18 protein-coding genes and 2 tRNA genes are annotated in these 19,153 nt (G+C 72.6%); 7 read left to right on the top strand and 13 right to left on the bottom strand.

Annotated features, from left to right (window positions below):
* Positions 1 to 39 precede the first annotated feature (39 nt).
* Both ABD948_RS07315 and ABD948_RS07310 read left to right on the top strand, forming a co-directional pair.
* Positions 40 to 762: an IclR family transcriptional regulator gene (locus ABD948_RS07315; protein ID WP_028636173.1), complete on the top strand. Its 723-nt coding sequence runs from the start codon at positions 40 to 42 to the stop codon at positions 760 to 762.
* A gap of 66 nt (positions 763 to 828) precedes the next feature.
* Positions 829 to 1,275 (top strand): hypothetical protein, encoded by a 447-nt coding sequence (locus ABD948_RS07310; protein WP_345264139.1) that lies wholly within the window; start codon positions 829 to 831, stop codon positions 1,273 to 1,275.
* Positions 1,276 to 1,287: 12 nt separating this feature from the next.
* Here the strand turns inward: ABD948_RS07310 and ABD948_RS07305 are convergent, their stop codons facing one another.
* Together ABD948_RS07305 and ABD948_RS07300 are read right to left on the bottom strand one after the other, a co-directional pair.
* On the bottom strand, positions 1,288 to 1,779 hold the full coding sequence (locus tag ABD948_RS07305; RefSeq protein ID WP_345264137.1) for a methylated-DNA--[protein]-cysteine S-methyltransferase: 492 nt from the start codon (positions 1,777 to 1,779) through the stop codon (positions 1,288 to 1,290).
* A 1-nt stretch (position 1,780) separates the two neighbouring features.
* Positions 1,781 to 3,337 (bottom strand): AlkA N-terminal domain-containing protein, encoded by a 1,557-nt coding sequence (locus tag ABD948_RS07300; RefSeq protein WP_345264135.1) that lies wholly within the window; start codon positions 3,335 to 3,337, stop codon positions 1,781 to 1,783.
* Positions 3,338 to 3,429: 92 nt separating this feature from the next.
* Here ABD948_RS07300 and ABD948_RS07295 point away from each other — a divergent pair, with 92 nt between their 5' ends.
* Together ABD948_RS07295 and ABD948_RS07290 are read left to right on the top strand one after the other, a co-directional pair.
* A complete protein-coding gene (locus ABD948_RS07295) occupies positions 3,430 to 4,566 on the top strand; it encodes an LCP family protein (RefSeq protein WP_345264133.1) in 1,137 nt (378 codons plus the stop codon).
* A gap of 74 nt (positions 4,567 to 4,640) precedes the next feature.
* On the top strand, positions 4,641 to 5,756 hold the full coding sequence (locus tag ABD948_RS07290; RefSeq protein ID WP_345264131.1) for a hypothetical protein: 1,116 nt from the start codon (positions 4,641 to 4,643) through the stop codon (positions 5,754 to 5,756).
* A 53-nt stretch (positions 5,757 to 5,809) separates the two neighbouring features.
* Here ABD948_RS07290 and ABD948_RS07285 read toward each other — a convergent pair.
* The 5 genes from ABD948_RS07285 to ABD948_RS07265 all read right to left on the bottom strand — a co-directional run bounded on the left by ABD948_RS07285 (position 5,810) and on the right by ABD948_RS07265 (position 9,430).
* Positions 5,810 to 5,882, bottom strand: a tRNA-Glu gene (locus ABD948_RS07285).
* Between the two features lie 67 nt (positions 5,883 to 5,949).
* Positions 5,950 to 6,021 (bottom strand) — tRNA-Gln (locus tag ABD948_RS07280).
* 64 nt (positions 6,022 to 6,085) lie between these two features.
* Entirely contained in the window at positions 6,086 to 7,150 is a 1,065-nt protein-coding gene (locus tag ABD948_RS07275; protein WP_345264129.1) for a CPBP family intramembrane glutamic endopeptidase, read from the bottom strand.
* Positions 7,151 to 7,163: 13 nt separating this feature from the next.
* A complete protein-coding gene (gltX, locus tag ABD948_RS07270; protein WP_345264127.1) occupies positions 7,164 to 8,624 on the bottom strand; it encodes a glutamate--tRNA ligase in 1,461 nt (486 codons plus the stop codon).
* Positions 8,621 to 9,430 carry a fumarylacetoacetate hydrolase family protein gene (locus ABD948_RS07265; protein ID WP_345264125.1) on the bottom strand — a complete coding sequence of 270 codons (810 nt, stop codon included), beginning with the start codon at positions 9,428 to 9,430 and terminating at the stop codon, positions 8,621 to 8,623. Before ABD948_RS07265 ends, gltX begins: the two co-directional genes overlap by 4 nt.
* A gap of 89 nt (positions 9,431 to 9,519) precedes the next feature.
* Between ABD948_RS07265 and ABD948_RS07260 the strand changes: the two genes are divergently transcribed.
* Positions 9,520 to 10,125, top strand: a complete 606-nt coding sequence (locus ABD948_RS07260; protein WP_345264123.1) for a CBS domain-containing protein — start codon at positions 9,520 to 9,522, stop codon at positions 10,123 to 10,125.
* An 11-nt stretch (positions 10,126 to 10,136) separates the two neighbouring features.
* Entirely contained in the window at positions 10,137 to 10,958 is an 822-nt protein-coding gene (locus ABD948_RS07255) for a DUF1963 domain-containing protein (RefSeq protein ID WP_345264121.1), read from the top strand.
* A gap of 21 nt (positions 10,959 to 10,979) precedes the next feature.
* Here ABD948_RS07255 and ABD948_RS07250 read toward each other — a convergent pair whose 3' ends face one another.
* Both ABD948_RS07250 and ABD948_RS07245 read right to left on the bottom strand, forming a co-directional pair.
* Positions 10,980 to 11,315, bottom strand: a complete 336-nt coding sequence (locus tag ABD948_RS07250) for a hypothetical protein (protein ID WP_345264119.1) — start codon at positions 11,313 to 11,315, stop codon at positions 10,980 to 10,982.
* 204 nt (positions 11,316 to 11,519) lie between these two features.
* Positions 11,520 to 12,977, bottom strand: a complete 1,458-nt coding sequence (locus ABD948_RS07245) for an HNH endonuclease signature motif containing protein (RefSeq protein WP_345264117.1) — start codon at positions 12,975 to 12,977, stop codon at positions 11,520 to 11,522.
* Positions 12,978 to 13,446: 469 nt separating this feature from the next.
* On the opposite strand from ABD948_RS07245, the gene ABD948_RS07240 reads away from it, so the two are divergent.
* A complete protein-coding gene (locus ABD948_RS07240; protein ID WP_345264115.1) occupies positions 13,447 to 14,364 on the top strand; it encodes a 3-methyladenine DNA glycosylase in 918 nt (305 codons plus the stop codon).
* On the opposite strand, the gene ABD948_RS07235 is transcribed toward ABD948_RS07240, so the two are convergent.
* From ABD948_RS07235 to ABD948_RS07220, 4 genes are all read right to left on the bottom strand, one after another.
* Positions 14,307 to 14,945 (bottom strand): AmiS/UreI family transporter, encoded by a 639-nt coding sequence (locus ABD948_RS07235; protein WP_345264113.1) that lies wholly within the window; start codon positions 14,943 to 14,945, stop codon positions 14,307 to 14,309. The genes ABD948_RS07240 and ABD948_RS07235 overlap by 58 nt on opposite strands.
* A 27-nt stretch (positions 14,946 to 14,972) precedes the next feature.
* Positions 14,973 to 16,211 (bottom strand): acyl-CoA dehydrogenase family protein, encoded by a 1,239-nt coding sequence (locus tag ABD948_RS07230; RefSeq protein WP_345264111.1) that lies wholly within the window; start codon positions 16,209 to 16,211, stop codon positions 14,973 to 14,975.
* A 158-nt stretch (positions 16,212 to 16,369) separates the two neighbouring features.
* Complete coding sequence (locus ABD948_RS07225) at positions 16,370 to 18,778, bottom strand: penicillin acylase family protein (RefSeq protein ID WP_345264109.1); 2,409 nt, start codon at positions 18,776 to 18,778, stop codon at positions 16,370 to 16,372.
* A gap of 51 nt (positions 18,779 to 18,829) precedes the next feature.
* Entirely contained in the window at positions 18,830 to 19,129 is a 300-nt protein-coding gene (locus ABD948_RS07220) for a GroES family chaperonin (protein WP_345264484.1), read from the bottom strand.
* Positions 19,130 to 19,153: the final 24 nt, after the last annotated feature.

Raw genomic sequence — 19,153 nt, 5'->3', positions numbered from 1 at the left:
ACTCTTGCATCCCAGGGAATGAGACGGCAGTATTGCCATATGGACAACTCCAGTGGCGTCGGCGTGCTCGACAAGGCGGCCCTCGTGCTCACCGCGCTCGAGTCCGGACCGGCCACGCTGGCCGGGCTCGTGGCCGGCACCGGCCTGGCCCGCCCGACCGCCCACCGCCTGGCGGTCGCGCTGGAGCACCACCGCCTGGTGGCCCGCGACATGCAGGGCCGCTTCGTGCTGGGCCCTCGCCTCTCCGAGCTCTCCGCCGCCGCAGGCGAGGACCGACTCCTCGCCACCGCCGGCCCGGTGCTGGCGCGGCTGCGCGACATCACCGGCGAGTCGGCGCAGCTGTGGCGGCGTCAGGGCGAGCACCGCGTGTGCGTGGCCGCCGCCGAGCGCCCCTCGGGTCTGCGCGACACCATCCCGGTGGGCTCGCAGCTCACCATGCGCGCCGGCTCGGCCGCCCAGGTGCTGCTGGCCTGGGAGGACCCCGAGCGCATGCACCGGGGCCTGCAGAACGCCGCCTTCTCGGCCGCCGCGCTCTCCGGGATCCGTCGTCGCGGCTGGGCCCAGTCGGTCGGCGAGCGCGAGCAGGGCGTCGCCTCGGTGTCGGCGCCGGTCCGCTCCCCCGGCGGCAAGATCATCGCCGCCGTCTCGGTCTCCGGCCCGCTCGAGCGGCTCAGCCGCCAGCCCGGCCGCATGCACGCGCCCGCCGTGCTGGCTGCCGCCGAGCGGCTCTCCGAGTCGCTGCGCCGGGCCGCCGCCGAGTAGGTGCCGGTCACCGGCTGAGTACGTGGACCCACGCGCAACCGGTCGGTGCGGGTCCAAGGTGGGCACATGTCCTCCACCGCGTCCCTGATCCTCACCGCCGCCCGGCGCACCCTCGTGCGCTCCACCGCCCTGGGTGCCGGCATCCTCGGCTTCTACCTGGTCTACGACCTGCTCGTGCCCGCCACCCCGGACGCCGACATCGGCATGGGGCTGCTGGCGTTCCTGCTGCTCGTCGTCGCCAGCGGGCTGTGGGCGCTGCTGGACGGTCTCACCCGCTCCGCGTGGCCGAGTGCCGTCGCGTGGCTGCTCACCTCCGTCGTCGTCGCGATCGGCTGGCAGGCCGGGCTGGCGCTGGTCTACAGCGATGCCAGCATGGGCTTCCTGGAGTACCTCGACGACCCGGGCACGATCGTGTTCACCGCGTGCCTCGTGGCCGTGCCCGCCCTGCCCGCGGTCGCCATCGGCGCGGTCAGTCGCCGGGCGAGCAACCCGGCGCCCACCCCGCAGTCCTGACCTCCTCGCTCCTCAGAACAGCCCGCGCTGCTCCAGCCGCAGCAGCACCTGCTTGCGCTCGAGCCCGCCCGCGTAGCCGGTGAGGGTGCCGTCGGCGCCCACCACCCGGTGGCACGGGATCACGATGGGGATCGGGTTGCGCCCGTTGGCCAGGCCGACGGCGCGCGAGGCGGCGTTGGTGCGGCCCAGCCGGGCCGCCACCTGCCCGTAGCTGCTCGTCTCGCCGTAGCCGATGGCGCGCAGCTGCTCCCACACCGACTGCTGCCAGGGAGTGCCGCGCGGCGCGAGCGGTAGGTCGAACTCGGTCAGGTCGCCGGCGAAGTAGGCGGCCAGCTGCTCGCGCGCCCGCACCAGCACGGGGTGCTCGTCGTCGCGCGGACCCCGGGCCGGGCCGGACCCGGGGGCGTCCGGCTCCGCGAAGGGTGAGAACTCGATGGCGGTGAGGTCGCCCTCGTGCTCCACCAGCCGCAACTCACCCACGGGCGAGTCCACCACGGTCCACATGTCAGGTCCTCTCGTTCGGAGCAGTGCTCTCGGGTGTGGGCGCCACCGAGGGAGGCGCCGGTTCGGGCATCAGGGTGTTCCACAGGTGCATCAGCGCGTAGGAGCGCCAGGGCCGCCAGCGCCCGTGCTCGGCGACGACTGCCGGCACCTGCTCGCGCGGCAGCCCCAACCCCACCAGTGCGTTGCGCACACCGATGTCGGTGGGCAGGAACACGTCCGGGTGGGCCAGCGCCCGCATCGCCACGTAGTCGGCGGTCCAGGGCCCGATGCCGGTCAGCGCGAGCATCTGCTCACGCACCTGGACGCGGTCGGTGCCGCGGTCCAGGGCCACCTCGCCGGCGGCGAGCGCGGCGCACAGACCCACCAGCGCCCGTCCACGCGCCCGTGGCATGGGCAGGGTCTCGGGGTCCGCGGCCGCCAACACGGCAGCACTCGGGAACAGGTGGGTCAGCCCGGGCACGGTGGTGGTGACCGGGCGGCCGTGCGCCGCCACGATCCGACCGGTCACCGTGCGGGCCCCCGTCACCGAGACCTGCTGTCCGATCACGGTGCGCACGGCGGTCTCGTCGCCGTCGACCTGTCCGGGCAGCCGCAGACCCGGGGTCGCCCGCACGAGCGGCCCCACCAGGGCGTCCTCACCCAGCTGGGAGTCCACCGCCACGGGGTCGCAGTCGGCGTCCAGGAGGCGGCGCGTGCGCTCCAGTGCCGCGCTGGTGTCACGCAGGTCCTCCAGCACGAAGGTGGCCGGCACCAGCGCCGTGCGCCCCGGCTCCAGGTGGTCGGCGAGCTCGAGCCGCAGGGTGCCGGCTCCGTGCGGCAGGTCGAGGGTGCGCGCGTACCAGCCCTCGCCGGCCACCTCCACGCCCGGCACCAGGTGGTAGGCCAGGAAGGCCAGCAGCGCGCGACCGGCGAAGGGGGTGCGCACCGCCAGCCGCAGCCGCACCTCGCCGGGGGCATGCTCCTGCGCCCCCCGGCGTCGGGCGCCGAGGGCGCGCAGGTCGCCGGGCGTGGCGGCGTAGACCTCGCGCACGGTGGCGTTGAACTGGCGCACGCTCGCGAACCCGGCGGCGAAGGCGATCTCGGCGAGACCCAGGTCGGTGGTCTCCACGAGGGCGCGCGCCGTGTGCGCGCGCCGGGCGCGCGCCAGCGCCAGCGGACCGGCGCCGAGCTCGGTGGCGAGCAGCCGCGTCAGGTGGCGCGGGCTGTAGCCCAGCCGCTCCGCGAGACCGGTGACGCCCTCGCGGTCGACCACGCCGTCGGCGATCAGCCGCATCGCCCGGCCGGCCACGTCGGCCCGCACGTCCCACGCCGGGCTCCCGGGGACGGCGTCGGGCAGGCAGCGCTTGCAGGCCCGGTAGCCCGCCGCCTGCGCCGAGGCCGGGCTGACGTGGAAGGTCATGTTCTGCCGCGCCGGCGTGCGCGCCGGGCAGGAGGGACGGCAGTAGATGCCGGTGGTGCGCACGGCCACGTAGAACACCCCGTCGAACCGGCGGTCGCGCGCACTCGCCGCCCGGTAGCAGGCCTCCGGGTCCGCACGGGGGTCCACGGTCGTCGTCACGCCTCCATCATGCGCCACCCGCGGGTGCCGCACTCGCGGGAATCGGACATCGCGGCCCACGCGGCCGCCCGCCCCCGTGGGAGGATGCGGAGGTGCCTCGACCGCGTCCCGACCAGTCCGGTGCCCGCTCCGGGCGCCCGCTGGTCGTGGCCATCGCCGCCACCCAGGTGCTGGTCGCCGTCGCGACGGCGACCGTCGTGCTGCTGGGCTACCGCAACCTCGACCAGAACATCCCGCCGGGCGAGGCCATCCCGCACGTGGCACCCCAGGCGCCGACCGAGGCGATGAACATCCTGGTCATGGGCAGCGACACCCGCGCCGGGGCAGGCAACGGCATCGACCGCGCGGACGGCGGCGGCGCCGCCGACGTCAGCATCCTGCTGCACGTCTCGGCCGACCGCACCGAGGCCTACGGCGTCAGCCTGCCGCGCGACGCGATCGTCTCGCGACCCGAGTGCCGTGGCGAGGGGACCGGAGAGGTGCTGCCCGCCGTCGACGAGGTGATCTTCAACGAGGCCCTCGCCGTCGGGGGCCCCGGGTGCGCGGTCGCCCAGGTGGAGAGTCTCACCGGGGTGTTCGTCGACCACTACGTGGTGCTCGACTTCGCCGGCTTCACCGACATGGTCGACGCCGTCGACGGCGTCGAGGTGTGCGTGCCCGAGCCCGTCGACAGCAAGGGGATCGTGCTCGAGGCCGGGACCCAGACCCTCGAGGGCGAGCAGGCCCTGGGGTACGTGCGCGAGCGCACCGAGCTGGCGATCACCGGTGACATCGGACGGATGAAGCGCCAGCAGGCGTTCGCGGCCTCGCTGGCCGCCAAGGTGCTCTCGGCTGGCACGCTCTCGCGCCCCGACCGCGTGTACCGCTTCCTCGACGCGTTCACCGCCTCGCTGCGGGTCGACGAGGAGCTGGACTCGGTCTCCGCGCTGGCCGGGCTGGCGCGCGAGCTGCGGGCGCTGCGTGCCCAGGACATCGCCTTCGTGACCGTCCCGCTGGCCGAGTACGAGCCCGATCCCAACCGCCTCGTGTGGACCGAGGAGGCCGACGTGCTGTGGAATCGGATCAACCGCGACGCGCCGCTCCCGGGGCGCTTCTCCGCCGAGACCGTGCGGGCCTCCGACCGGGTGGACGGCGACGGCGGCCAGGGCGGCCAGGGCGGCCAGGGAGGCGGCTCGGGCGCGGCCGAGGAGCGGGCCGAGGCGCGGCGCGCGGCCGGTCTCTGCGCCTGACCGCGCTCGGCACGAGGGTTAGCCGCCGGGTCGAGCGGGTAGGTGACCGCGGTCACCGAACCCCTGGAGCCTTGATGTCTCGTCCCTCGCCCGCTCAGCGCACCCCCCGCGGCCCGTCCCGACGACGGCTGCCCCTGCTGGCGCTGAGCGCCGCGCTGGCGCTGCTGCTGCCCCTCTCCACGCTCAGCGCCTCGACCTCCACGGCCGCGGAGCCCGGCACCACCACCACCTTCACCGCCCTCGCCTGGCCCGGCGCCACGGTCAAGGCCGGCTCCTCGCCGAGGGTCAACGGCGCGATCGAGGGCTGGAAGGCCGGTCGCCGGGTCTACCTCGAGCAGCTCGTGCGGGGCTACGGGTGGCTCGTGGTCGGCGGGGCGACCACCGACTCCGCCGGCCGCTTCGCGCTGACCCTGCCCACCAGCTGGTTGCACGAGGCCCTGCCCTACCGGGTGCGGGTGCCCGCCACGCCACGGGCGACGCAGGCGATCTCGCCGGCCTCCTACCACGGTGTCGTCCCGGCCCGCTCCCTCAAGGGCAAGCGTTCCTGGTGGACCCGGATCGAGCCCGGCGTCCGCTACCGCTACAACGCCTGCCAGGTGATCCCCTGGCGGGTCAACCTCAAGGCCGCCAGGCCCGGCGCCCTCCGCGACGCCAAGGAGGCGATCCGACGACTGGGGGTCGCCACGGGCATCACCTTCGAGTACCGGGGCCAGACCTCCCACCGCACCGGCAACCTCGAGACCTGGCCGGAGGACACCAACCTGGTCATCGCGTGGCTGACCCCGAAGCAGTCGCCGAAGAAGTTCCCCGGTCGTGTGGTCGCCTGGGGCGGCCCGCAGCAGGGCCTGTGGATGCGCGACTACGAGGGCCGCACCGCGATGACCACCAAGTCGCGCGTGCTGATCAACGGCAACGTGAAGGTCCCGAACGGGTTCAGGCCCTCGAAGGACGGCGGCGGGCCCCAGGTCGGCCTCAACTCGCGCGGCACCATCCTCATGCACGAGCTGGGGCACGCCGCGGGCCTCGGTCACGTGCTCAAGCGCACCGGTCAGATGATGTCGTACAAGAGCACCACGCAGTACGAGGCCGGCGACCTGGGCGGGCTCAACGAGGTCGGCAAGGCGCAGGGCTGCATGCTGCCGTTGCAGGGGGCCAGCCGTCTGGCTCCCCCGCCGCGCCTGGACGACTGACTCCCGGCAACGACGAAGGCCCGGTCCTGGTGGACCGGGCCTTCGTGGTGGTGTACCCCGTACGGGATTCGAACCCGTGCTTCCGGCGTGAGAGGCCAGCGTCCTGGGCCACTAGACGAACGGGGCAAGCGGTGGAACCTTAGCGATGCTGCCTGCCGGGCTCCAAATCGGCCGCCATCGGCGTCCGATCTCGCTGGGATACTAGGACTCGAACCTAGACTAACTGGACCAGAACCAGTCGTGCTGCCAATTACACCATATCCCACTGAACTACTGGTGTTCAGCTCCTCCGGGCCGCTCTCGCGGCCTCGGGTGAACCGCCGGAAAGATTACATGCGGGCCCGGGAGGGCACCAATCGGGACCCCGGGTGCAGCCGGTCCTCGGTCGTGGTCGCCAGCCCCATCCGTCGCGCGACCCACACGGCCAGCGCGAGGTACACGACGGCACGCACGACGGTGATCGGGATGTTCCACCAGGAGGAGCCCTCGGGGTTGAGCGCCGAGGTCATGTCGCCGAAGGCCAGTGCCAGCCCGAACGCCAGCCAGTTGTTGAGCACGTGCATCGCCACCGCGGCCTCCAACCCACCGGTGAGGATCACCAACGTGCCGGCCACGACCCCGAAGGCGAAGCGGTCGAAGAAGATGGGTGCGTCCTGCGCGCCGTGCGCGAGGGCGAAGAGCAGTGACGGCGCCAGCACCGCCACCGCGGCACTCACCCGCGGCGAGGGGATCAGGCTGCCGAACGCCTGGGTCAGGTAGCCGCGGAACACGTACTCCTCACCCGCTGCCTGCAACGGGGTGAGGAGGACGACGACCAGCAGGAAGTCCCGGGTGGTCGTGGTGAAGCTGTTGAGCTGCCCGGTGACGTCGTCGCCGGCCTGGGCGGGGAGGAACGCTCCGAGCACGACCGTGACCAGCAGCGCCACCAGCGAGAGCCCGAGGCACGCGACGAAGTAGCGCCACCGCATCCGCGGCACCACCGAGGAGACCCACCCGGGCCGCAGCCCGTGCAGGGTGCGTGCGACCAGCCACACCACGAGGATCGAGAACGCCCAGCCCAGGTTGACCACGAGCAGGAAGGACGGCGTCACGATCTCGCCGCTCAGCCGCGCCAGGGTGTCCTCGTAGCTCATGCCGCGGGCGGCGTAGTAGACGGCCAGGACCGTCACGGGGAGCGCCTGCGCCAGGAAGACCAGCACCACGAGCACGATCACGCCGACGACGACGCGCCACCAGCCGTTGGCGCCCCAGGCACCGCCGCGGAGCAGTCGGTGGTAGGGCAGGTGGGTCGGCGACGGGGGCGGCTGCGGGGCGTAGCCGTAGCCGCCCTGGCCGTAGCCGTAGGGGTCCGGCGGGACGGGCTGGGCGAAGGCCTCGTGGGGGTTGGCGCTCACCCTCCCGAGTGTGTCAGGCGACCGCAGCGCGCAGGCGCGAAAGCGTGCGATCGCGCCCGAGCAGCTCCATCGACTCGAAGAGCGGCGGCGAGATGCGGCGCCCGGTGACGGCGACGCGCACCGGCCCGAACGCCACCCGAGGCTTGAGCCCCCGCTCCTCGACCAGCGACGCCTGCAGGGCCTCCTGGATCGCGGCGGTCGACCACGTCGGGAGCCCCTCGACGGCGTCCAGGGCGGCCCGGACGACCTCGCGGCCCTGCTCGTCGAGCAGCTTGGCGGCGTCGGCCTCGTCCACGCTGAAGTCCGCCTCGTCGACGAAGAGGAACGCCAGCAGGTCGACGGCCTCGGTGAGCTTGCCGATCCGCTCGGCCACCAGCGGCATCGCCTGCTCGAGTAGCTGCGCATCGGCGTCGCCCACGGGGTCGCCCACGACGCCGGCCTGCTTGAGGAACGGCAGCACCCGGTGGGTGACCTCCTCGACGCTGAGCATGCGCAGGTGGTCGCCGTTGATGGCGCTGGCCTTCTTGAGGTCGAAGCGCGCCGGGTTGGGGTTCACGTCGGCGATGTCGAAGGCCTCGACCATCTCCTCGAGCGTGAACACGTCGCGGTCGGCGGCGATGGCCCAGCCCAGCAGCGCCAGGTAGTTGAGCAGCCCCTCGGGCAGGAAGCCCTGGTCGCGGTACATGAACAGGTGCGCCTGCGGGTCGCGCTTGGAGAGCTTCTTGTTCCCCTCGCCCATGATCAGCGGCAGGTGGCCGAACTCCGGCACGGCCTCGGAGACGCCGAGCTCCACCAGCGCGCGGTGCAGCGGGATCTGGCGCGGCGTGCTGGAGAGCAGGTCCTCCCCGCGCAGCACGTGGGTGATGCGCATCAGCGCGTCGTCGACGGGGTTGACCAGCGTGTACAGCGGGTCGCCGTTGGCGCGGCACAGGGCGAAGTCGGGCACGAACTCGGTCTCGAAGGAGACCTCTCCGCGCACCAGGTCCTGCCAGGTCACCGAGCCGTCGGGCATCCGGAAGCGCACGATGGGCGCGCGGCCCTCGGCCTCGAACGCCGCACGCTGCTCGGCGTCGAGGTCGCGGCAGAAGCCGTCGTAGCCCTGCACCTTGGAGCCGGCCGCCTTGCGGCGCGCGTCGACCTCCTCGGTGGTGCAGAAGCAGTCGTAGGTGTAGGAGGACCCGGCCAGCTTGGCCAGCACCTCGCGGTAGAGGTCCTCGCGCTCGGACTGGCGGTAGGGGCCGTAGGGGCCGCCCACCTCGGGACCCTCGTCCCAGTCCAGGCCCAGCCAGCGCATCGCGCCGAGCATGCCCTGGTAGGACTCCTCGGTGCTGCGCGCCTTGTCGGTGTCCTCGATGCGGAACACGAACGTGCCGCCGTGGTGGCGCGCGAAGACCCAGTTGTAGAGCGCCGCGCGGGCGAAGCCCACGTGCGGGGAGCCGGTGGGCGAGGGGCAGAAGCGCACGCGCACGGTCATCGTCGGGCCACCTTGTTCGTCAGGGCGCCGAGGCCGTCGATCGCGACCTCCACCTCGTCGCCGACCTGCATGGGGCCGACACCCGCGGGGGTGCCGGTCAGGATCACGTCGCCGGGCAGCAGCGTCATCACGCTGGAGACGTGGGCGATCAGCTCGGGGACGTGGAAGACCATGTCGGCGGTGCTGCCGTCCTGGACGACGTCGCCGTTGAGGAAGGTGCGCAGGCGCACGCCGTCGGTGAAGTGCTGCGGGTCGAGGTCGGTCTCGATCCACGGCCCGAGCGGGCAGAAGGAGTCGAACCCCTTGGCCCGGGTGAACTGCACGTCGGCGCGCTGCAGGTCGCGCGCGGTCACGTCGTTGGCGACGGTGTAGCCGAAGATCACGTCGGTGGCCTGCTCGGCGGGCACGTCGCGGCAGATCCGGCCGATGACGACGGCCAGCTCGCCCTCGTAGTGCACCTCGCTGCTCTGCGCGGGGTAGTAGATCGGGTCGTTCGGCCCCACCACGCTGGTGTTGGGCTTGAGGAAGAACATCGGCTCGCTGGGCACCTCGTTGCCGAGCTCCTTGGCGTGGTCGGCGTAGTTGCGTCCGATGCCCACCACCTTGCTGCGCGGCAGCACCGGCGCCAGCAGCCGCACGTCGGCCAGCCGGTGCTGCTCCTCGAGCAGGCTGACGCCGACGTACATGGGGTCACCGGCCAGCGTGACGACGACGCTGTCCTCGTCGGGCTGGCCGAACTCGTCGACCTCGCCCGTGACGACTCCGTAGGCGGGCTCCTCGCCCGTGGTGAATCTCGCGATACGCACGCAGCGACCCTATCGACCGCCCGACCCTCCGCCTCATCCCGGCGAATCGCGGCGGACGACGGGTTGACGCCACGACGCAGACTGGGGTCATGCTCGTCCACCAGGTGATGACCGCGACGCCCACGACGGTGGGCGCCGAGACCGGCGTGAAGCAGGCGCTGCAGCTGCTCGACACCGCACGCGTGACCTCGCTGCCGGTCGTCGACGGCCAGGGGCGCATCACGGGCATCGTCAGCGAGGCCGACCTGATCCGCCACCTGGTGGCGCCCGACCAGCGTCGCAGCACCCTCCCGGTCGCGCAGCGTGAGGGGCTGCCGCGCCGGGTGGCGGACGTGATGACCCACGAGGTCGTGACCGTGGGCCCGGACGACGACCTCTCCGTCGTCGTCGACACCGTCACCAGCACCGGCGTCAAGAGCCTGCCGGTGGTCGACGACGACCGCCGCTGCGTCGGCATCGTGAGTCGCCGCGACGTGGTGCACATGCTCGCCACCAGCGACGAGGAGATCACCAGCCAGCTGCACGCCCTGCTCGCCGAGCTGGCCCAGCAGGCCGACCTCGGCGCCCAGGGCTGGACGGTCTCGGTGGAGGACGGCGTCGTCGTGGTGGACGGCCCGGCCTCGGACAAGGCTCGCTCGCTCGCCGTCGCGATCGCTCGCTCGGTGCCCGGCGTCGTCGCCGCTCACACCTCCTGACCCGGCGCAGCATGAGCCGCCTCAACCACGAGCATCTCTCCCGACTCGCGATCCAGCACCTCGATCCGGCGACCGCCACCAGCTGGACGGCGCTGCTCCGACCTGCTGTGCAGCTGCGGGCCGCCCGTCCCGGCGACCCGGTGGTCGCGCGCCTCGGTGGCACCCCCCAGCTCCCCGACGAGCAGGCCTGGCCCGACTGGCCGGGGGTCGGCCCGCTCACGTGCGCGGCAGAGGTCGACCTGCAGCTGCTGGCGACCCTCGGCCTGCGGACCGGCCTGCCACTGCCTCGCGAGGGTCGGTTGCTGGCCTTCTGCTTCGACGACGGCGAGGCGCTCGAGCGGCTCGACGTCGTCGCCCACCCGAGCGACCCCGTGACCCGCCTCGCCTCCCGGTTGCTCCTGGCGCCGCCCGGAGCCCCGGCCGCGCAGCCGCTGCGGGAGCTGACCGGCGTCCAGGCCACCACGTGGCCGGACCGGGAGCACCCGGCTCTGACTGCGCTCGGGATCGAGGAGCTTCCCGACGACCTCGACGAGGCGCTCGACGAGCTCCTCGAGGAGGAGCACCCCGACGAGGAGCCCTACCACCGCCTCGGAGGGTGGGCCCAGCCCCTGCAGAGCTCGGTGGAGTACGAGGCCGCCGAGTCCCGCCTGGCAGCCACCTACGACGAGGCGCACGACGCGGAGGCACTGCGCTGGCGACCGCTGCTGCAGGTCGACGCCGACGCCTCGGTCGACACGTCGTGGAGCGACCTGGGCTGTCTGTACTGGCTGGGCCGCGACGTCTCGGACCGCTGGCCCGCAGACGACGACGTCGCCTTCGTGCACCAGAGCTGAGTCACGCCTCGCCGACCTCGGTCAGCGGCTGTGGTCGTCCTTCGACCTGATCTCGATGTGGGGCTCGGCCTCGCGGGTGAGCTCCACCTCCATCCACGGCACCCAGTCGCCCCGGGCGTCTCGTCGCTCCCACGACGCCCGCATCAGGTCGTCACCGACGAAGGTGAGCGTGGCCCGGGAGTCGGGCAGGTCGTTGTGGTAGCGCCCCTGGGCGTCGAAGCTGCCCGTCGCGTGCTCGACGGTGCCGTCGGAGTTGTAGCTCGTCTGGTCGAAGGTCGACGAGCCCTCGCCTCGTGGTGTGAAGATCTCGAGCCCCTCGTTGCGCTGCCCGCCCATCTCGACGTCGATGCGGTGCACGAGGTGCCGTCCGCCGGGGAATCACTCGTAGACGTCGTGGCCCGTCCAGGTGTCGCTGTCAGTCGAGCCGTCGACGATGCGGCCGCGCGTGCGCCAGGTGCCGACGAGCTGGTCGAGCTGGTGATGGAGTTCGGTGCCCATGCAGGTGCAGACCCGCGGGCGACGCGATCCTCATCGTGCACGGCGGGTCCGCTGCGCCCGTCGTCAGTCGAGGATGGGTTCGTCTGGTGGTTCGGCTTCCCAGTCGCCCGGTGGAGGTGGCTTGGGCCAGACCGGCGGCTGGGTGCCCAGGTGGTCGCGGACGATGGTCATGCCGGTCTGGAACTCCCACTCGTAGGCACCCGGGCCTATCCGGCGGTAGGTCACCGCGCCGTGGGTCTTGAAGCGGTGATGCCGACGGCACAATGGCGCGAGGTTGCAGCTGCAGGTCGCGCCACCCCGCTCGAAGGGCTGGATGTGGTCGCAGTCGCAGCGATCGGCTGGGCGGTTGCAGTGCGGGTACACGCACCGCGGGTCGGTCCACCGGGAACGCTGCTGCTTGATCCGCTTCGGGACCTCGTACTGCTCCACGTGCACCGCACCGTTGAGGTCGATCACGGGCCGCACGGTGATCCTGGCGGCCGACCCGCACCACTCGCGGATCACCTCCGCGCTGACCGGGGTCTGGGTGTTCTCCAGGCGCCCGACCATGAACCCGGCGGCGGTGAACGCCTCGTCGGAGAGGTGCACCACCAGCTCGACGCCGCGGCCGCCGTGCGCTGCCTGCTCCACGATCTCGCCGGTGTCCAGGTCGAGGGCGAGCTGGTTGCGGGCCAGCTCCCCGACCGCGGCGGCGCGGCGCACGTCCAACGAGTCCTCACACCCCGCAGCGGCCAGAGCGCGGGAGGTGTTCCTGATCGCGGCCTCAAGGTCCGCGGCATCCGCGGCGTCCAGGCACCCCGACACCTCGACGGTGCCGGCCAGGTCCTCCAGCGTCCCGGCGGTGGAGTCCGTGCGCCGGCCCTCGCCGATGTCGAAGAACCGGCGCTCCCGCTTCTTCGCCGCCGCCTCGGCCGCAGCGTTCGGGTCGAACCTGGCCTGGGTCTCCGCGATGAGCCGCTCCATCGCGCGCTTGCCGACCTTCCCCGCCACCGCCTCGACCTGACGGTCGACATGCTCGGCCGCTTCGGCGGTGAGGGGCTGGGTGAGGTCGGCGAGCTCGAACGCCTTCCACACCGGCAGCTGCAGCTGCTCCACGCGCTGGTAGAGGCGCGGGAGGCGGTACTTCAGCTCCAGCACCCGGCCGACCAACGTGAACCCGGCATCGGTGCCCATGCCCAGCGTTGAAGCCAGCTCCATCACGGCGAACTCGCTGACCACTGGCGCGCCGGGACCGGCGACACTCAACCAGCGGTCGCAGAACCCCAGGTCGGCCAGAGCGGCTTCGAGCTCTTCGACCTGTTCGTCGCTCATGGCGGCGTCGGGGTCGGGCTCACCTTCGAGGTGGTCGGCGTCGAGGCGGTTGACCTTCGCCCACTCGATGATCACCCGGACCTTGGCGACCTCGGCGCTCATCAGCTGGGTCTGCACCGAGCGCACCATCCGCAGCGCGTGCTCGCGCTCACCACGCTCGCGCTCCTCGCGGGCGAGGACCTCGGCGAGGTCGGGAGCGGTGCTGGTCATGGGTCTACTCAAGCACTCACCACCGACAGTCAGAGCCTGGAATCGGGGGTTATCCACCGGTCTCCGAGGAACAAACTGGTAACAGTTTTCTGTCTGTCAGCATGGGTCTAAGGTTGGCCGTCGGGTGCGGGGGTCTCGGTACGCCGAGTGTCTCGCGCGCTCGCCACCCGGCTACTCGACCACCGGTGGGTGGCTCCTCGACCACCGGACGTCGGCCGGCGACCGCCACCCACCGCGGCGCCCTCGCCGTCGTCGCCTGTCGGTCCGGACCACCACCCACCCGTCACCCGCGATGCCGCTCCCAGAGGCCTGCGGTCGGGTGCGGGGGTCTCGATACGTGCCGCCCCTCGTTCCTCGGGACGGCACTACTCGACCAGCGGAGGGTGGGCTGCTCGCCCAGCAAGGTTGCGGCACTCGACCGGCGAAGGTGGTGTCGGAGCGCTGTCCGGCGCGGCCTTAACCTGGACCGGTGCGCACGCTGACCCGGGACGAGTGGGAGCCGCGCGCCCGGGCCCACGAGCAGCGCGTCGACGCACTGGTGGCTCCGCACCTGGCTCGCCGCGAGGCCGAGCAGAAGCACCCGGTGCACGACTTCCTGTTCACCTACTACTCCCACAAGCCCTCGCAGCTGCGCCGCTGGCACCCCGGCTACGGCGTCCGGCTGCTCGACGCCCCGGAGCACGAGGAGCTGCCCGCCTACCGTGACGGCGCCGTCAGCCCTGAGCTGCTCGAGAGCCGCCGCCCCCTGCTGGTGGCACTGCGGCGACTGCTCGCTGCCACCGCGAGCCGCCCCGCCACGTTGGGCTGCTTCGGTCTGCACGAGTGGGCGATGGTGCACGGGCAGGAGCAGGACCAGATCCGGCACCCGTGGCCGCTGCGCCTCGGCGGCGCAGGCACCGACGCCGTCGTCGAGAGCCACCGCATCACCTGCTCGCACTTCGACGCGTTCCGGTTCTTCACCTCCAGCGCGCGCCCGCTCAACACCCTCTCCCCCGCCAGCGGGGACCGCGCGGACTTCGAGCAGCCTGGCTGCCTGCACGCCGGGATGGACCTCTACAAGCACGCCTTCCGGCTCTCGCCCCTGGTTCCCTCGGAGCTGGTCGTCGACTGCTTCGAGCTGGCGTGGGAGATCCGCGTGATGGACATGCGCGCAGCGCCGTACGACCTCACCGGCGTGGTCATGGACCACACCGGTGAGGCCTGGAGCCCGATCCCCATCGAGACTCCGGACGGCAAGCGCCACTACGCGGAGGCGCAGCGGCGCTTCGCCGAGCGTGGCGCGCCGCTGCGGGCGCGGGTGCTGGCCGAGTGCGATCGTCTGCTGGACGCTCAGACCCCGGCCGGCAGCGGCTGCGTGCGCGACTCCGGCGTCACGACCTCGCGCTGACTGCCTGCCCGCAGCGCGGTGGGGGCCAGCACCGCCACGGTGACCGCGATCGAGGCGCCGACCGCCCACACCGGTACCGCCGCCCACTCCCCCAGCAGCAGCACGAAGCCGGGGATCGTGCAGGTGGTGAACGAGAGCACCAGCGTGAGGCGGCCGGTGAGCTCGGTGAGGTGGGTGCGCCCCAGACCCATCACGAGCCAGAACAGCGTCCACAGCACCGCCCACTGCGCCCACAGCAGCGCGGTCGCGACGTCGTCGAACCGCACGGCGTTGACGACGGCGAACCCGGCCGCCATCAGCGCGACCCAGGCCGAGTACCAGCCCAGCCCGGAGGCGTCGAGGCCGGCCAGGTTGCCGATCCCGACGTAGAGGTAGGTGAAGCCGAACAAGAAGATGCCTGCCGCGCCCAGGATCTCGTCGGGGGTGGTGGCGGTGGCGATCAGGTAGAAGGGGATGGCCGTCTGCAGGGCCCCCACGAACAGGTTGAAGACACCGGCGCTGCGCGGGTCGACCTTGCCGAGGAGCAGCAGGCCGTTCACGAACAGGGCGGCGCCCACGAAGGTCAGTCCGACCGAGGACATGGCGTTCTCGCTCTCTCTTCCGGGGTCTCAGAAGTAGGCGTTGGCCGGGAAGCCCGCGCCGTTGACCTCGTGGTCCCCGATGGCGGAGGCCTTGAGGAACGTGGGGTTGTGGGTGGAGGCGGTGCGGGCGTTGCGCCAGTGCCGGTCCAGGTTGTGCACGGACTGCGTGGCCGAGGCCCCGCCGACGTCGAAGAGCCGGGCCGCGGTGGCGTAGGAGAACCGGTCGATGGCGACCTTGGCCTGGGCGGCGGCGAGCTGCGCGGCCTGGGCCTCCTCGACGCCGGGCGCCCCATCGACGACGGAGTCGACGGCGTCCTGGATGCGGTCGGCCGCGGCCAGCACGATCGCCTCGGCGGCGAAGGCGTCGGCGGAGATCTCGCCCACCACCTGCAGCACCTGACGGTCCTGGGCGGCGCTGCCCGCCGAGGCGTGGCTGAAGTTGCGGGCGCGGCGACGCACCAGGGCGACGGCGTCGTCGCGGACGCTGCGCAGGATGCCCACCGTCACGGCCTGCAGGTAGAGCTGCAGGAAGGCGCCCATGTAGCCGTCGGGCTGGTCGTCGGGGTCGCCCAGGTCGAAGAACTCGTGCGGCTCCACGCGCACGTTCTCCAGCCGGGTGGTGCCGGTGCCGGTGAGGCGCTGGCCGAAACCGTCCCAGTCGTCCTCGACGGTGACGCCGGGCCGGCTGAGCGGCACGACGGCGCCGGCGATGCGGCCATCGGGCGTGGAGGCCCAGATCTGGGTGTGGTCGGAGTAGAGCGTGCCGGTGGAGTAGAACTTGGTGCCGTTGAGCCGGTAGCCGCCGTCGGCCTCAGGGGTCAGCGTGCTCTCGAAGTGCAGGCCGACCGGCTTGGCGGTCTGCTCGCTGAAGCCGTTGCCCACCAGCTCGTCGGCGGTCACGATGGCCAGACCGCGGGCGCGCGACTCGGGGTCCGGCGAGGCCAGCTGCTGCTCCACGAACCAGTAGTGGGTGCGCAGGATGTGGGCGACGTTGGAGTCGGCCTGGGCCAGGCGGATCAGCACCTCGAAGAAGGTGCGCACGTCCGCGCCGGCACCGCCCTCGGCCTTCGGCACGCGCAAGCGGCCCAGCCCGGCCTGCTTGACCCAGCCGATCTGCTCGAACGGGCTCACGCGCAGGCGGTCACGCTCGTCGGCGCCGACGGCGATCCGGGCGAGCAGCTGGTCGAGCTCGGGCGTGCCGGGCCGCACGGGCTGGCTGGTCGGCGCCGCGGCGGTGGCGTCGTGGTGCAGGGTCGTGGTGCTCATGCGTGGGTCTCCTCGGGTGACGACGAGACGCAGGGTCGCGCCTCGGCCAGTAAGTCACCTGAGTTTATACAGATTGAGCGGCCGGGATGGACCCCGTCCCACGCCACGCGTGCTCGGTTCTGCCGATCGCCCCCTCGGCTCACTCCCCCTCGCTGCGATCAGCGCCCCCGCAGGCGCACCGAGCGCAGCAGGTCGCGGCGGATCTCGCGCTCGGTGAACGCAAACCTCACCCATCGCCCGGCCCCGAACAGCCGGGTCTGGTCCTTCGAGAACGGTGATCGCGGGTTCTCCACCTGGCCGTAGGTGAGGATCGTGCGGGCGTCCACGCGACCGCCGTCGAGGAACGAGATGGCCTGGATGTGGGAGGAGCCGTAGGTGATCGGACGGTAGGCCGAACGGTTCTGCACCGGCTTGTAGGAGGCCAGAGCATTGGCGTTGCCGACGGAGTCGCCCGTCCCACCGCCGAGGCCGATCCGCGGCGAGCCCCGGTCGGCCGCCACCTGCAGCGAGCCCCACCGCGCGTTCAACGGGATGCGTCGGGCGCGCAGCGAGGCGATCGCCTCGCGCATGGCGGTGACGACGGCGGGGTCGGCGTCGTTGAGGCCACGCGGCGTGTTCAGCGGGTCGGCGGCCGAGAACGGCACCCGCCACGGGTTGGCAGGCAGCCGCTGCACGAACTCCTCGAAGATGTGCGTGCCGCGCGAGTCGCGCTCCGAGCGACCGTCCCAGCGTCGCAGCACCGCGCAGGCCGCGGTCTCGCCGGTGGCGGCGCAGACCCGGTCCAGGGCGCCGTCGGCGCGCATCACCTCGGCGGCGCGCAGCCGGTTGGCGTGCTGGTGGCCCCGCAGGCTGGCCGGGGTCTCCTTGCGGCGCGAGGCGAGCCGGTCGATCACGTACTGGCTCACCATCCGGGTGCGCATGGTGCGCTCGCACTGCTCGCAGCCGATGATGTCGGGGAAGCCCTCCAGGCGGCTCGCGGGGTTCGGCAGCCAGAACGAGTCGTTGGCGTTGATCACCCAGTCGCGACGCACGACGTCGGGCAGGTTGCGCGGGCCGAGGATGCCGGGCCGCTGGGCGTCGGCGTCGGCACCCCACGCGCAGGCACCGTCGGCGCGGGTGCCGTCCAGCCCGGGCAGCCCGGCCACCTGGTTGAGGAGCCGGCCCACCGGCGTCATGCACGCCTGCGCCAGCTCGTTGGTCACGTGCGGCACCACCGAGTGGTCGGCGTAGAGGGCGTTGCCCTGGCGGTCGGCCGCCGTGGTGTTGACCCACGGGATGCCGCCGCCCTGGTCCTGGCGACGCAGCAGGTCGCGCGCACTCGTGGCCTTGCCCATGTTCAGGAACGAGTCGATGGTGCGCAGGTGCTCGGCGTTGGCGTCACGGATGGCCCAGAAGCTGGCCGGTCCCCACGGCATCAGCTGGGCCGGCGAGTCGCTGACGTAGCCCTGCGGGGTGCGGTAGAGGTCCTCGGTGACCGTGGCGAGCCCGCCCCCCGGCTTGCGGACGCGCACCTTGACCACGCGTCGCTCCGCCTGCCTGACGCCGTTCGTCGTGAGGTAGCGCGTCCCGGGGCCGACCGTCGTGTACTCGTAGGGCGTGAAGCGGTAGGCGGTCGAGACGGTGTGGCTCCACGCCACGTTCTTGTTCCAGCCGATGTTGATGGCCGGGGATCCGATCAGCGATGCGCCCGCGACGTCGTAGCGGCCGGGGATGGTCAGGTGCTGCTGGGTGAAGCGGTAACGCCCCTGCCACGGGAAGTGCGGGTTGCCGAGCACCATCCCGCGCCCCGTCGAGGTGGCCGAGCCACCCACCGCCGTCGCGTTGGAGCCGAACGGCCGCTCGGGGTCGCGCCCCAGGCCGCGCAGCAGCGCCTCGCGGTCGACGTCGGCGGCCCGCAGGGGCAGCCCGGGCACCTCGGGCAGCCCGGGGTCGGTGAGGCTGGGCGGGGCCGCGGTCACGATCTCCTTGACGAACACGCCGGTGCTGGCCAGCAGGTTGGCCAGGTAGACGCCGTACCAGAGGTCGACCGTGGTCGCGTTCGGCTTCAGGTAGCCGGCCCCCTTGCAGGCGGGGTCGGTGACGCGCTGGGTGCGCACCCAGCGGTTGATGCCCGCCACGTAGCCACGCACCAGCTGCTTGGCCTCACGACCCGGACCCGCCTTCGAGCGCAGCAGCCGCTCGACCACCTTGCGGTTGCGCAGGTCGGTCACCAGCGCGTCGACCTGCAGGTTGGACGCCTCGAGCGTCACCTGGTCGTCGTAGCGGGCGCTCGGGCCGAACCACCGGCTGCGCTGGCCGCGGGCGGTCACCAACGTGTCCGCGAGCGTGCAGATGGACGCCTCCGCCGCCGCGTACCCGCTGCCGTAGCCCAGCGACCCGAAGTCGCGGGCGGTGATGTGCGGGATGCCGTGCTCGGTGAAGCGCACGGTCGCCTCGTAGCGCGGCTTCGCCGCGGCGGTCGGAGCAGCAACCGGAGCCGGGGCGGCCGAGGCAGCCTCGCTGGTGACCCCCACGAGCGGGAGCAGGAGGGTCAGCGCGAGGCCGGAGGCCGAGAGGGTGCGACGCATGCAGGGCTCAACGTGAGCCTGTGACGACGGTTACGTGCGGACCGAGGGGCCTCAGAGGTAGAGACCGGCGGACTCGTCACCGAGCCGCTCGGCGGCCACCGCGTGCACGTCGCGCTCGCGCATGACGACGAACAGGTCGCCGTGCACCTCGACCTCGGCCTTGTCGTCGGGGTCGAAGAGCACCTTGTCGCCGGTCTGCACCGCGCGTGCGTGCGGGCCGGTGGCCACCACCCGGGCCCAGGCGAGCCGGCGCGCGCCCATGGCCGCGGTCGCGGGGATGACGATGCCGCCGGAGGAGCGCCGCTCCCCCGCCTCCTCGTCGACCTCCACGAGCACGCGGTCGTGGAGCATCTTGATCGGCGTCTTGTCGCCGGA

The sequence above is a fragment of the Nocardioides nanhaiensis genome (assembly GCF_039542785.1).
Classification (GTDB): Bacteria; Actinomycetota; Actinomycetes; order Propionibacteriales; family Nocardioidaceae; genus Nocardioides; species Nocardioides nanhaiensis.
This window is presented reverse-complemented; position numbering and strand designations above follow the sequence as displayed.